Below are 13,147 nucleotides of genomic sequence, written 5' to 3'. Positions count from 1 at the left end.
GGCGGCCCGGGTCAGATGCGGCAGCCCACCCACACCGGCTCGGGGTGCAGCTCCACGCCGAACGCCTCGCGCACCCCGTCACGCACCTCGCGCGCCAACGCGATCAAGTCGTCCGCGGTGGCCGAACCCCTGTTGGTCAGCGCCAGCGAGTGTTTGGTGGAGAGACGAGCGGGTGACGACGACGAGGGATGCCCCTTGGAGAAACCGGCCCGCTCGATGAGCCATCCCGCCGAGAGTTTGACGCCACCGTCGGCGGAGAAGGCGGGCATCTGCTCGGCCTGCTCGGGTCCGAGCGTGGCCGCCACCCGGGATCGCACCGTGGGGAGTTCGTCCCGGGGAATCACCGGGTTGGTGAAGAACGATCCCGCGGACCAGGTGTCGGAGTCGTCGTCGTCGAGCACCATCCCCTTGCCGCGGCGCAGGTCCAGCACCGTGCGCCGCACCACGGCCGGGTCGGTCCGGTCACCCGGGGCGACGCCCAGGCGGCCGGCGAGTTCGGCGTAGCGGATCGGTTCGCTGCGACCGGCGGGATCGAGGCGGAACTCCACCTCGAGGACCACGGCGCGGTCGGTGTTCTTGAGCACCGACGTCCGGTACTCGAGGCCGAGGGCGTCGGGGGTGACCCATTCGTCGACGCCGGTGGCGCGGTCGAACCAGCGCACGCGGTGCAGGATCTGGGCGACCTCCACCCCGTAGGCGCCGACGTTCTGCACGGGCGTCGCGCCCACCGATCCGGGGATGCCGGACAGACACTCGAGGCCGCCGTACCCGCGCCCGACCGTGTCGGCGACCAGATCGTCCCAGGTCAGGCCCGCGCCCGCGCGGACGACGAGCTGGTCCTCGGTCGGGCCGGCGAGGTAGTCGATCTCCCGGTTGCGCACCGCCACCGCCACCAGGTCGAGGTCGCCACCGGCCACCACCAGGTTCGAACCGCCCCCCAACACGAGCACCGGCACGTCCGCGGCGTCCAGGGCGCGGACCGCCGCGACGACCGCGTCCGGGGTCGCACACTCCAGCAGCGCGCGGGGGCGGCCGCCGATGCGCAGGGTGGTCAGGTCCGCGAGGCGGGCACCGGGCGCCACGTCGATGCCGCTGATGTGGGACAGCTGGGCGACGACCGGGTCGGCGGGGTGCGGATGGGTGCCCGCGGGGTGCGGCGCGGTGCCGGCGGGGTCGGGCGGCGACGGGTTCACACGACCGAGGGTAACCGGCGGCTTGTAGGGTCTGACCCCATGGCGACCCGCTTCTCCCACACGGCACGTATCGACACGCACGTCGAGAACGTGTTCACCTCCTACGGCGACGAGGCCTTCTGGCACGACCGCATCGCCGCCGTCGGCAGCCCCGAGGACACCCTCGACGACTTCTCCACCACCGGCGACACGATCACCGTGACCGTCACCCAGCACATCCCCGACTCCGACATCCCCGACCTCGCGCGCAAGGTCCTGCCCGGGCAGCTGGTGATCGTCCGGACCAGCACCTTCGGCGACTTCGACGGAGAGCGGTTCACCGGATCGGCCCGCGCCGAGGCCGCGGGCGGGCTCGGCATGATCGACGGCGGCGCCGAGGCCGTCCACCGGGACGGGGCGGCCCACGAATCCGTCTCCGGTCAGGTCAAGGTGTCGGTTCCGCTGCTCGGCGGCAAGCTCGAGAAGCTCGTCGTGGGGCACCTGGACCGACTGTTCGAGGCCGAGTACCAGCACCTGCGCCGCTGGACCGCCGCACGCTGACCTGCGGCGGGGACGTGGGCACTGCACGACCGGCCCGGATCGGTGACAATCGGACGAATGCAGCAGCCGCACGACACCCAGCGACTCCCCGCCTACGACCGGCCCGGCGTCCAGCACGCCGAGACGCAGCAATTCGCCGCAGCCTCCGGAACCGGCTCGCAGGGCCCCGGCGCCTCCGACACGGGTGGACCCTGGACGGCCGAGCGCGGCCCGGGCGGGCCCGGCTCGGGCGGATCCGGCGCTGACGGCGGGAGCCGGCGGGGACGCGGGCCGCTGATCGCGCTCATCGCGGCGCTTCTCGCCGTGGGCCTCGTCGCGGCCCTGGTCGGTCTCGAGTTCGGCATGCGCAACGCCATCAAGAACCGCATGAGCGACGAGGTGACCGCCAGCCTGGGGTCGCCCGCCCAGGTCGAACTCGGTGCGCGCCCGGTGATCCTGTCCTACATCGACGGCAATCTCGGCTCCGTTCGCATCACCACCGACGGCTCGGCGGCCGACGGCGCGACCGGCCCGGCACCGCAGATCGACATCCGGGCCGACGGCGTGCGCACCGAAGGCGACCTGACCTACGTGGACTCGCTGACCGGGACCGCGTTCGTCTCCGAGCAGACCATGTCCGCCGCCGCCCAGTCCGAGGGCGCGGCCGGCGACACCCTGCTCGGCGGGCTGATCCAGGTCCAGGAGATCATCGCCGACCCCGCCGCCGGCACCCTGCGCGTCTCGATCAGCGGCCTGGCCGAGGCGGTCGTGACGCCGCGGCTCATCGGTGGCGACCTCGAGATGCAGCCGGAGCAGGCGTCGATTCTCGGCTTCCCGCTGCCTTCCGAGTTCCTCGGCGGGACCGTCTCGATGATGGACTCGGCGCTGGCCGAACTGCCGGAGGGTGTCCAGTTGACCGGCGTCCGGGTGGTGCCGGGCGGCATGACCGTCGACATCGCCGGGCAGGATGTCGTGCTCGAGGCGACCGAGTGACCCCTGCGCCTCACGCGGACGGCAGGGTCTCGGACGGCAGGGGCTCGGGCGGCAGTGACGCCGGCACCCGCCTGCTGCTCATCGCCGACACCCACGTCCCCACGCGGGCCCGCGACCTGCCCGAGCGGGTGTGGGACGAGGTCGACGCCGCGGACATCGTGATCCACGCGGGCGACTGGATGGACGTGGGGCTCCTCGACTCGTTGGAGGAACGCTCGGCTCGACTCATCGCCTGCTGGGGCAACAACGACGGTCCGGACCTGCGCGAGCGCCTGCCCGAGGTGGCACGCGAGACGATCGACGGCGTGCGTCTGGTGGTGACGCACGAGGCCGGCGCGTCCGCGGGCCGCGACACACGCATGGCCAAGGCCTACCCGGACACCGACGTCCTGGTGTTCGGGCATTCGCACATCCCGTGGGACACCACCGCGCCGAAGGCGTCCGGCCAGGGCGGCCTGCGACTGCTCAACCCGGGCTCCCCGACCGACCGGCGACGCCAACCGCACTGCACCTACATGACCGCGAGCATCGTCGGCGGCGCGCTGGGTGACGTCGAGCTGCACCGGCTCTGACGTCGCCCCGCCGCTCCGCGCCCGACCGGCGACCGCGGAATCTGCCTACCCTGGGTCCATGAGCAACGACACCACCATGCGCGCCGTGCACCAGGACACCCTCGGGGAGCCGGACGTCCTCGCCGTCGTCGACCTCCCCCGCCCCACCCCGCGCACCAACGAGGTCCTCATCCGGGTCGAGGCCGCCAGCGTCAACCCCACCGACTGGAAGCACCGTGAGAACGGCGGCTTCCTCGGTAAGCCCCCCTTCGTGCTCGGCTGGGACCTGTCCGGAGTGGTCGAGGAGGTGGGCATCGGCGTCGCGCGCTTCTCCCCCGGCGACGAGGTGTTCGGGATGCTCTCGTACCCGTTCGGGCACGGAGCCCACGCCGAGTACGTCGCCGCCCCCGCGGCCTGGTTCGCCCCCAAGCCCGCCTCCCTCGACCACGTGCAGGCCGCCGCCCTGCCGCTCGTGTCGCTGACCGCCTGGCAGGCGCTCGTCGAGTACGCCGACATCCAGCCGGGCCAGCGGGTGCTCATCCACGCCGCCGCCGGCGGGGTCGGGCACGTGGCCGTGCAGATCGCCAAGTCCCGCGGCGCGTACGTGATCGGCACCGCCAGCGCCGGTAAGCACGACTTCCTGCGCGAGCTCGGCGTCGACGAGGCGATCGACTACCACGACGTCGACATCGCCGAGGCGGTCAGCGACGTGGACGCCGTGCTCGACACGATCGGCGGTCAGACGTCCCTCGACTCCCTGCGGACGCTGCGTCCCGGCGGGATCGTGGTGTCGATCCTGCCCGTGGGGTCCGGCGACTTCTTCCGGGAGGCCGAGGAGCTGGGGGTGCGTGCGGTCCGGATGCTCGTGGATTCCTCGCGCCACGACCTGGTCTCGATCACCGAGCTCGTCGAGCAGGGGGAACTCCGGGCGACGATCGCCGAGGTCTTCCCGCTGGAGCAGGCCGCCGAGGCGCACCGCCGCGGCCAGACCGGTCGGACCGCCGGCAAGATGGTGCTCACCACGGGCTGATCCCGGGCGGTCGGCAGTCGGACGGTCAGCAGTCGGACGGTCGGCAGTCGGGCGACGGGCGACGGGCGACGCGGCTATTCGGGGAAGCCCTCCAGCACCGCGCGGGAGCCCGACAGCCCGAGGCGGGTCGCACCGGCGGCGATCATCGCGCGGGCGGTATCCGCGTCACGGATCCCGCCCGAGGCCTTGATGCCCAGCCGGCCGCCCACCGCCCGGTGCATGGCCTCGACCGCGCGCACGCTGGCGCCGCCGGCAGGGTGGAAACCGGTGGAGGTCTTGACGAAATCGGCCCCCGCCCGGGCGACGGCATGGCAGAGGGCCTCGATTCGTTCGTCGCCCGCCTCCTCGCCCAGCGCCTTGTGGATGGCCGCGGTCTCGAGGATCACCTTGATGACCACTGGCGGCGGCACGGCATCCCGCATGGCCAGCACATCGGCCATGACCTCGTCGACCAGTCCGGCGATGGCGGCGCCCACATCGATCACCATGTCCACCTCACGGGCCCCCTGGTCCACCGCGAGCCTGCCCTCCATCGCCTTGACCAGCGAGTGGTGCTTGCCGGAGGGGAAACCGGCCACCGTGGCGACGACGAGCTCCTCACCCCGCACCGGGAGCATGGCCGGGCTCACGCACACGGCCTTGACGCCCAACTCGCGGGCCTCGTCGACGCAGGCCCGGACGTCGTCGCGGGAGGCGTCGGGCGAGAGCAGGGTGTGGTCGATCATGGCGGCGACCCGGGCGCGGGTCAGCTCGTTCGTCGCAGTGGCGTCCATGCCTGCCAGCCTAGCGGGGCCGCCCGGCATCCCTGCTGGCACAATGGGCACTCATGTCACGTCGCTTCGTCCTCACCCTGGGTTGCCCGGACCGCATCGGTATCGTCGCCCGGATCGCCACCTTCCTCGCCGAGCTGGGCGGGACGATCACGGAGGCGGCCTACCACGCGGACGAGGACTCGAACTGGTTCTTCACCCGCCAGTCCGTGAGCGCCGAGTCGATCGGCATGGAGATCGACGAACTTCGGCGCCGCTTCGAGCGGGTGGCAGCCGAGCTGGGCCCGGAGACCGACTGGCACATCTCGGACTCCTCCGAGCCCAAGGACGTCGTCATCCTGGTCTCCAAGGAGGGGCACTGCCTCCACGACCTGCTGGGGCGCGTGGAGAGCGGCGACTACCCTGCGCGGGTCCGGGCCGTGATCGGCAACCACGAGAACCTGCGCGGCATGGCCGAGTCGCACGGTGCGCCCTTCCATCACGTGCCGTTCCCGGCCGACCCCGCCGAGCGGGGCCCGGCGTTCGCGGAGGTCGCCGCGATCGTCGACGAGATCGACCCGCACGCGATCGTGCTGGCCCGCTTCATGCAGGTCCTGCCGGACGAGCTCTGCACGAAGTGGGCAGGGCGTGCCCTCAACATCCACCACAGCTTCCTGCCCAGCTTCGTGGGCGCCCGCCCCTACCACCAGGCGCATGTCCGCGGCGTCAAACTGATCGGGGCGACCTGCCACTACGTGACCGCCGACCTCGACGAGGGGCCGATCATCGAGCAAGACGTCATCCGCGTGGACCACACGGCGACGGTGAAAGACATGGTCCGGCAGGGACGCGACGCCGAGAAGCTGGTCCTGGCCAAGGGTCTGCGCTGGCACCTCGAGGACCGGGTGCTGGTCCACGGCGGACGCACCGTCGTGTTCACCTAGGTCCGCTCCTGGGCAGGTCAGCTCTTGGGGAAGCCGTGCCGCTCGCTGAGCAGGGTCTCGGCCGCCGAGAGGAAGATCAGGCGGGCGGCGGCGCCGGCCCGGGGCATGATCCCCGTGACCCTCTTGATGATCACGGACTGGTCCATCCCCGCGTCTCGCATCGTCTCCACCAGGATGTCGAGCGCCTCGGCCGACGTACTCTGCCCCTTGAGGAACAGGCGACCGATCTTGTCGATCCCCTCCTCACCGACCCCGAGGACGATGAGTTCGCGGAACAGCTCGTACATGTAGCGGTCCGCGAAAAAATGGTCGGCCGCACTCGGCTCACTGACCAGGCCGATGGCCGATCCCTGGTCGAGGAGTTCCTCGGCGAACTCGAAACCCGCGACGGCCTCCATGCCGCCACGAGGGAGGCGGCGGCGGGTGCCGCTCGAGCGTCGCTCCGGTAGGACGGCGTCCGAGTTCAGCAGCTCGGAGAGCGTGAAGCCGTGGCGCTCCGCGATGAACAGCTCCTCGATGGTGGCGAACGTGTAGCCGCGGTCGAGCAGCCGGAGGATCTGGTTCAGTCGGTTCTTGTGGTCGGGCCCGTAGAACGCGGTGCGACCCCTGCGGACGGGGGCCGGGAGAAGTCCCCGCTCCTGGTAGACGCGGATGTTGCGCACCGTGGTGCCGGAGTCCTCGGCCAGCTCCTCGATCCGCTGGAACCCGTCGGCCTCCGGTGGTGTCACCTGCGCCGTCCCCCGACAGCGGGCCGGACGTCGGCGAAGAACACACCCACTGCCACCATCGCGATGATGCTGAGGAAGCCGAACGGCCGGATCGCGAACATGAGGGCGGCCACGGCGCAGATGCCGATCCAGGCGGGCTTGGGCCACTTGCCCTCGATCGAGTACGCCGACGCGGGCGGGAGGACTGCCAGCACCAGTCCCGCCAGGGCCCACACGACGAGCGCGCCCTGGATAGCCAGCTGGACCATGCCCCACGTCCCGGGAAGAGTGTCAATCACGCGGCCCAGTGTAGTCGGCACTCATGTCACCGCGTGTGACCATGTTCACGGCGTCCAGATCCCGGCCCGACCCCTGCGGCGGACCGCAACGCACGACGCCCCGGCCCCCTCCGTAGGAGGAGGGCCGGGGCGTCAGGTGCCGCTGTATCAGACGCGGTCGGTGCCGGCGGGGGGCAACGGGGTGTCCGCGGTGGTCAGCGCGGGATCGTTGTCCGCGAGCTCCATCGGCGTGGGGGCGTCCGAATCGCTCCCGGCCGATGCGGCGGCCGGCTTGGCAGCAGTCGACTTGGTGGCAGCCGGCTTGGTGGCGGCGGGCTTGGACGCCGCGGGCTTACCCGCGGCCGGCTTGGTCGCAGCCGGCTTGTCGGCGGTCGCCGCACCCGTCGTCGACGGGGTGGCCGTGGCCTTGGTGGTCGTCGACTTCGTGGCGGCCTTCTTGGCGGGCGCCTTCTTGGCCGGGGCCTTCTTGGCGGCAGCCTTCTTGGCCGGTGCCTTCTTGGCCGTGCGGGCCTCGACCTCGGCGGTGCCGCGAGCGACCTCGGCGGACGCCTTGGAGGCGGCCTCGTCGACGCGGTCGGCGGCCTTGTCAGCGGCCTTGTCGACGTTGTCGGCGGCCTTGCCCGCCGTCTTGTCGACGCGCTCGGCCACCTCATCGACCCGCTCGGCCGCCGAGTCGGCGGCGTCGCCGGCGGTCTCGGCCGCCTGGCGGGCGCTCTTGGAGACGCGGCCAGCCGCCTTCACACCGATCGTGCGGGTCTGGCGGGCGACGGTGCCGAGGGCGTCCTCGCCCAGTTCGACCTGCTCCTCGACGGCGCCGGCGGCGCGGGCCACCTGCTCGTTGACGCGGGCCAGGCCGGCCTCGAGCTGCGGGTTCTCCTCGCGTAGCCGGCTCACGACGTCCTCACCGCGGGCGGCGAGGCCACCGTAGATCCCGGCCGCCACCTGGACGTACGCGTCGGCGACCTTGCGCAGCTCCTCCGGGCGGAACCGGGTGACGAGCTCCTCGACCTCGGCCGGCAGTGCCTGGACGCGCTCGGGGACCTCGTTCACGCGGTGCTGGACCTCGGTGACGCGGGTCTGCGCCCCGGCCACGCGCTCGTTGATGCGGTTCTGCGCCTCGGCCACGCGCTCGGTGACCTTGGACTGCGCTTCGGTGACGGCCTCCTCGGCGCGACGGCGCAGGTCCGCGACCATGCCGGAGACGGCCTGGATGGCGAGGTCGTTGACCCCGACGTAGGCGTAGACCGGGGTGCGCACGGCGGCGATGGCCTGACCGAGCGGGCCCTCCAGGGCCTGCTCCTTGACGGCCTCGCCCTTGGCCTTCTGCTCGGCGGCCTCGGCGGCGCTCTTCTTGGAAGTGGGCTTCTTGTCGGCCATTTTGACTCCTCGGTGGTGTCGTGCGGGTGTTCTCTTGTGCGGTGTCACGTGGCCCTGCGGGCCGTCGTCCGGAGTTCCCTCAGGGAACGTTGACGACCTGGGCGGCTGCCGTTGCGTTGTTCGCTCGGAACGACTCGTAGATCTCCACGAGCACCTCCCTCTGTCGCTCTGTGAGGTCCGGGGCGGTGAGGATCGCATCCCTCACCGGACTCCCCTGCTTGAGTTCGAGGATCCCCGCGCGGGCGTAGAGCACCTCGGCGGACAACCTCAGACCTCGGGCGATCTGACCCAGGACCTCGGCGGACGGCTTGCGCAGCCCGCGTTCGATCTGGCTCAGATACGGGTTGGAGACGCCGGCACGCTCCGCGAGCTGCCGGATGGACACCTCGGCGGCCTCCCGCTGGGCGCGGATGAACGACCCGATGTCCTGCGACTCGGACGAACGCTTGTCGTCCTCACCGTGCGAGGTGAGGTCGCTGTGACGCGGCACCTCACCCGTCGGCTTGTTGCGACGCGCGAGGGTTGCGGCGGTCGGTTCATCGACCTGTGCTCCGGTGCTCTCCGCAGCCTCGTCGTGTGTGTGTCCACTCTGTGCGGCCATGGAGTCACCTCCCTCCGGCGTCCGTCTCTCATCGCCTGACCCCAACGCTAGCAACGAGTGCTTGCTACAGCAAGCGCTATGTGTACGGCGATGCGGTGCGATGGGTCACACAGGCCGGTCGGGATCAGACTCGGGCCGGGTTCAGAAGATGAGCTCGGTGGTGGTGTGGATGACGAGCCCCGCCAGGGCCCCCACGACCGTGCCGTTGATGCGGATGAACTGCAGGTCCTTGCCCGCGAGCAACTCGATCTTGTCGGAGGCCTCGTCGGCATCCCACCGTTCGACGGTCTCGGAGATGATCGAGGTGACCTCGCCGGCGTAGTTCTCCGCGACGTAGCGAGCGGTGCGGGTCATGTAGTCGTCGAGGCGCGCCCGCATCTTCTCGTCCCCGACGAGCATGTCGGCCAGGCGGCCCAGGAGATCGTCGATCTTCACCCGCAGCGTGGACGAGGAGTCCTCGGTGGCCTCGACGATCATGCGCTTGGCGGCCGCCCACGCCGATCCGGCGGCGCGGCGCACCTCGTCGCGGCCCATGACCTCGTGCTTGAACGTCTCGAGCTTGGCCATGGTGGACGGGTCGTGCTGGAGGTCGCGGGCGAAGTCCTCGACGAACCCGATCAGCGCCACCCGAACGGGATGCTGCTTGTCGACCTTGATCTGCCAGGTCCACTCGCGCAGCTCGCGGTAGGCACGCTCGGAGAGCAGTTCGTTGACGAACTGGGGCGCCCACGTGGGGGCCTTCTCGCGGACCCAGCGGTCGATGGTCTCGGGGTTGGCCTCCACCCAGCCGTGGGCGCGGTCGGCCATGAGGTCCATCAGGGGCAGGTGGCGTCCCTCGTCGAGGAGCTCGGCGAGGATCCGACCGGCCGGCGGCCCCCATTCCGGCTCGGCGATGCGGGAGACGATGGTGCGTTCGATGATCGCGACGGCGTCGTCGTCGCGGAGCACGGCCAGAACGGCACGGATGGCCTTGGCGGCCTGGTCCGAGGCCATCGCGCGGTGGTCGTCCTCGGCCAGCCACTCACCGGCGCGTTCGGGGATGCGGGCGCCGCGGACCTTGTCGCTCACCATCTCGGGGTCGAGGAAGTTCTCCCCCACGAACCCGCCGAGGGAGGTGCCCAGCTGGTCCTTCTTCTTGCGGATGAGCGCGGTGTGCGGGATGGGGATCCCCAGCGGGTGCTTGAACAGGGCGGTGACGGCGAACCAGTCGGCCAGCCCGCCGACCATCCCCGCCTCGGCGGCGGCGCGGACGTAACCCACCCAGGGGTCGGCGCCGTTGTGTAGCGCGTACTCCGCGACCAGATAGACCAGTCCGGCCACGACGAGGAACCCCGTCGCGACCATCTTCATACGACGGAGGGCTGACCTCCGCTCGGCGTCGGTCGCCGGGTCGCCCGCCCTGAGAGCGGGCGCGCCGGCACCCACGACCGGGTCGACCGTCAGTGTGCGTCCTCGCGGCCGTGCTTACGGAAGCCGTACATGCAGATGAACAGCCCGAGGAGGAAGACGGCGGTGGTCGCGACGACCGCCGCGATGACCAGCCCCAGCGAGACCCCGGCGTTCTCCGTGTAGTACCCGATGGCGGTGATGGGCAGGCCCAGCATGCTCATGCTCAGCAGGAGGATGACAGACCCCACGTAGATCGAGGTCGAGTACAGCGGGTACGTGGGGGCGACCTCCGTCGCGTACGACGGGTAGTACTCCTCGACGATGGCGGCACCAGTGTGCTCGAGCGTCTGACCGGCCATGATGTCGTCCTCTTCTCTCAACTACCGATCCCGGGCCCGTGACCCGAGACTTGTTCTGTGTCCGATCTTATTGGAACCCCGGGGATCCGGGGCAACCGCCCGTCGGATCCGCCGCGCGGCGGCGACCAGATTGCGCAGGCTCGGCTCCAACTGCCAGGTGTAACGGCTCTTGAGCCCCCCGTCCGGCACCGCCCACACGCGGTCCACCCCGACCGCGTCCACCGCCCGGAGCAGCCTCGAGTGCAGCAGGTCGATGTCCGGGACGAACCCCGACCGGGACTCGTACACCCCGGGCGCGACCTGCCGGGTCAGCGTGTGGTCCTCCAGGGCCTCCAGCACCCACTCGATCGACCGCGTCGCGACGATCGCGGTGACGTCGGCGTCGAGTCCCTCGATCGCCGCCTTCATCTCCCGCAAAGACGAGTAGGTGAGGTGCGTGTGGATCTGGGTGTCCGGTCGCGCCCCGGCCGAGGCCAGCCGGAAGGTGCCCACCGCCCAGTCGAGGTACGCGCGCCGGTCCGCGCCGCGGCGCGGCAGGAGTTCCCGGATGGCGGGTTCGTCGATCTGGATGATCGCCGTCCCCGCCGCCTCCAGGTCCGCCACCTCGTCGCGCACCACCAGCGCGAGCTGCGTGGCGACCTCGGGCAGTGCCAGGTCCGTGCGGCAGAAGGACCGCGCGAGCATCGTCACCGGGCCGGTGACCATCCCCTTCACCGGCCGGTCGGTCAGCGACTGCGCGTACCCGGTCCACTCCACGGTCATCGGCGCGGGTCGGGCCACGTCGCCGTACAGGATCGGCGGCCGCACACAGCGCGAGCCGTAGGACTGCACCCAGCCGCTGCGGGTGGCGGCGAACCCGTCGAGCAGTTCGGCGAAGTACTGCACCATGTCGTTGCGCTCGACCTCGCCATGCACCAGCACGTCCAGCCCGATGTCCTCCTGCAGCCGGATCACCGAGGCGATCTCGGCGCGCAGGTAGTCGCAGTACCTGTCGTAGTCGATCCGCCCGTCCGCCAGGTCCCTGCGGGCACGCCGGATCTCCCGCGTCTGCGGGAACGAGCCCAGCGTCGCTGTCGGCAGCGTGGGCAGTCCGAGCCGGTCGGCCTGCCGGGCAGCCCGCTCGGCGTAGGGGACGCGGACCTTGTCGTCGTCGTCGACCCGGGCGGTCCTCGCCCGCACGTCGTCGCGGCGCGCGCTGGGCAGTACCGGCAACCGGCGCCAGCGCGGTGTGGGGCCGTCGACCAGGGCGTGCGCGAGCGAGACCACCTCGGCGACCTTCTGCTCGGCGAACGCCAGTGAGTCCGCGAGCTCGGCGGGCAGGTCGGACTCGGCGGCCACGTCGTACGGCACGTGCAGCAGCGTGCACGAGGTCGACACCACCACGTCCCGGAAGACGGCCCGCAGGTCACGCAGGTATTCCAGGGTGGCGAACTTGTCGGTGCGCCACACGTTCTGGCCGTCCACGACACCGGCGTAGAGACGCTTGCCGCGCAGCCCCGGCACGTCCGCGAGGTCCGCCGCCGACCGCCGCCCGTACACGAGGTCCAGGCCGATCGCCTCGATGCCGGTCGCGGCCAGCGCCGACAGCGCCTCCCCCAGGTCGCCGTACTGCCCCGTCACCAGGATGCGCGGTCGCGTCGTCACGGCCGCCAGCCGGTCGTAGGCACGGCGCAACGCCGCGATCTCGTCGGCGGTGCGTTCCATCGTCATGCACGGCTCGTCGAACTGCACGCACGTCACCCCGGCGTCGGCCAGGACTCCCAGCAGCGCCTCGTACTCCGTGAGCAGGCGGTCGAGCAGGTCGATCGGCGCGAATCCCGGCGCGGCGTCGGGCGCCGCCTTGCTCAGCAGCAGCTGCGAGACCGGGCCGGTGACGACGGGCCTGATCTCGAACCCCTGCTCCCGCGCCCGCGCCACCTCCGCGAGCAGCTCGTCCGGCCGCAGCCCCAGCTCGGAGGTCTCGTCGAACTCGGGCTGGCGGTAGAGGTAGGAGGTGCCCTGCAGCGGGACCAGTTCGAGCGGCGGGACGTCGGCGCGGCCGCGGGCGAGCGCGAAGACGGTGTCGAGCGGGCCCAGCCCCCGGACGAGCTCGCGGAACCGCGCGGGGACCGCGCCCACGAGCAGGGCGTCGTCGAGGATGTGATCGTAGAAGGAGAAGGTGTTTCCGGGGATCTGCGTGATGCCCGCGGCGCGCAGGTCGTGCCACGTGGCGTCGCGGAGTCTGCGGCCGGTGGCGAGCAGCTCGGCCCGGGTCCCGTCACCGTGCCAGTACCGTTCGAGGGCGCGTTTGAGCTCGCGGCGCGGGCCGATGCGCGGGTACCCGAGGACGGACGAGGCGCGGGTGGGTTCGAGGTGCGGCGGCGTGGGCGACGACGGTGGCTGTGACGACGGCGGCGGCGGTGACTGTGACGACGACGACGACGACGACGACATGAT

14 protein-coding genes are annotated in these 13,147 nt (G+C 71.4%); 5 read left to right on the top strand and 9 right to left on the bottom strand.

Features of this window, described 5'->3' with window-relative positions:
• Positions 1-11 precede the first annotated feature (11 nt).
• Positions 12-1,097, bottom strand: a complete 1,086-nt coding sequence (locus NR111_RS14080) for a UDP-N-acetylmuramate dehydrogenase (RefSeq protein WP_256821178.1) — start codon at positions 1,095-1,097, stop codon at positions 12-14.
• A gap of 135 nt (positions 1,098-1,232) precedes the next feature.
• On the opposite strand from NR111_RS14080, the gene NR111_RS14075 reads away from it, so the two are divergent.
• The 4 genes from NR111_RS14075 (at position 1,233) to NR111_RS14060 (ending at position 4,286) form a co-directional block, all read left to right on the top strand.
• A complete protein-coding gene (locus NR111_RS14075) occupies positions 1,233-1,733 on the top strand; it encodes a DUF2505 domain-containing protein (protein WP_154829819.1) in 501 nt (166 codons plus the stop codon).
• A 57-nt stretch (positions 1,734-1,790) separates the two neighbouring features.
• Positions 1,791-2,705, top strand: coding sequence for a DUF2993 domain-containing protein (locus tag NR111_RS14070; RefSeq protein WP_154829818.1), 915 nt, complete (start codon positions 1,791-1,793; stop codon positions 2,703-2,705).
• Positions 2,706-2,776: 71 nt separating this feature from the next.
• The gene (locus tag NR111_RS14065; protein ID WP_241261094.1) at positions 2,777-3,277 is read left to right on the top strand and encodes a metallophosphoesterase; all 501 of its coding nucleotides are present in this window, start codon (positions 2,777-2,779) and stop codon (positions 3,275-3,277) included.
• Between the two features lie 58 nt (positions 3,278-3,335).
• The gene (locus tag NR111_RS14060) at positions 3,336-4,286 is read left to right on the top strand and encodes an NADP-dependent oxidoreductase (protein ID WP_206472762.1); all 951 of its coding nucleotides are present in this window, start codon (positions 3,336-3,338) and stop codon (positions 4,284-4,286) included.
• Positions 4,287-4,360: 74 nt separating this feature from the next.
• On the opposite strand, the gene deoC is transcribed toward NR111_RS14060, so the two are convergent.
• Entirely contained in the window at positions 4,361-5,059 is a 699-nt protein-coding gene (gene deoC / locus NR111_RS14055) for a deoxyribose-phosphate aldolase (protein WP_069390408.1), read from the bottom strand.
• Positions 5,060-5,112: 53 nt separating this feature from the next.
• Here deoC and purU point away from each other — a divergent pair, with 53 nt between their 5' ends.
• Positions 5,113-5,979 carry a formyltetrahydrofolate deformylase gene (gene purU / locus NR111_RS14050; protein ID WP_067717112.1) on the top strand — a complete coding sequence of 289 codons (867 nt, stop codon included), beginning with the start codon at positions 5,113-5,115 and terminating at the stop codon, positions 5,977-5,979.
• A 17-nt stretch (positions 5,980-5,996) separates the two neighbouring features.
• Here purU and NR111_RS14045 read toward each other — a convergent pair whose 3' ends face one another.
• The 7 genes from NR111_RS14045 to metE form a co-directional block, all read right to left on the bottom strand.
• Complete coding sequence (locus NR111_RS14045; RefSeq protein WP_256821139.1) at positions 5,997-6,707, bottom strand: MerR family transcriptional regulator; 711 nt, start codon at positions 6,705-6,707, stop codon at positions 5,997-5,999.
• Entirely contained in the window at positions 6,704-6,985 is a 282-nt protein-coding gene (locus NR111_RS14040; protein WP_067717117.1) for a DUF2516 family protein, read from the bottom strand. The genes NR111_RS14045 and NR111_RS14040 overlap by 4 nt, the downstream gene beginning before the upstream one ends.
• A gap of 147 nt (positions 6,986-7,132) precedes the next feature.
• On the bottom strand, positions 7,133-8,362 hold the full coding sequence (locus NR111_RS14035; protein ID WP_256821138.1) for a hypothetical protein: 1,230 nt from the start codon (positions 8,360-8,362) through the stop codon (positions 7,133-7,135).
• 79 nt (positions 8,363-8,441) lie between these two features.
• Entirely contained in the window at positions 8,442-8,963 is a 522-nt protein-coding gene (locus NR111_RS14030; RefSeq protein WP_096906772.1) for a helix-turn-helix domain-containing protein, read from the bottom strand.
• A 141-nt stretch (positions 8,964-9,104) separates the two neighbouring features.
• Positions 9,105-10,313: a DUF445 domain-containing protein gene (locus NR111_RS14025; protein ID WP_256821137.1), complete on the bottom strand. Its 1,209-nt coding sequence runs from the start codon at positions 10,311-10,313 to the stop codon at positions 9,105-9,107.
• An 89-nt stretch (positions 10,314-10,402) separates the two neighbouring features.
• The gene (locus NR111_RS14020) at positions 10,403-10,711 is read right to left on the bottom strand and encodes a hypothetical protein (RefSeq protein WP_256821136.1); all 309 of its coding nucleotides are present in this window, start codon (positions 10,709-10,711) and stop codon (positions 10,403-10,405) included.
• Positions 10,712-10,732: 21 nt separating this feature from the next.
• Positions 10,733-13,144 (bottom strand): 5-methyltetrahydropteroyltriglutamate--homocysteine S-methyltransferase, encoded by a 2,412-nt coding sequence (gene metE, locus NR111_RS14015; protein WP_256821135.1) that lies wholly within the window; start codon positions 13,142-13,144, stop codon positions 10,733-10,735.
• Positions 13,145-13,147 lie beyond the last annotated feature (3 nt).

The sequence above is a fragment of the Dietzia sp. Die43 genome, assembly GCF_024519835.1.
In the GTDB taxonomy this organism is placed as follows: domain Bacteria; phylum Actinomycetota; class Actinomycetes; order Mycobacteriales; family Mycobacteriaceae; genus Dietzia; species Dietzia kunjamensis.
The sequence above is the reverse complement of the archived record's forward strand: the minus strand, read 5'-3'. Positions and strand labels throughout refer to the sequence as shown.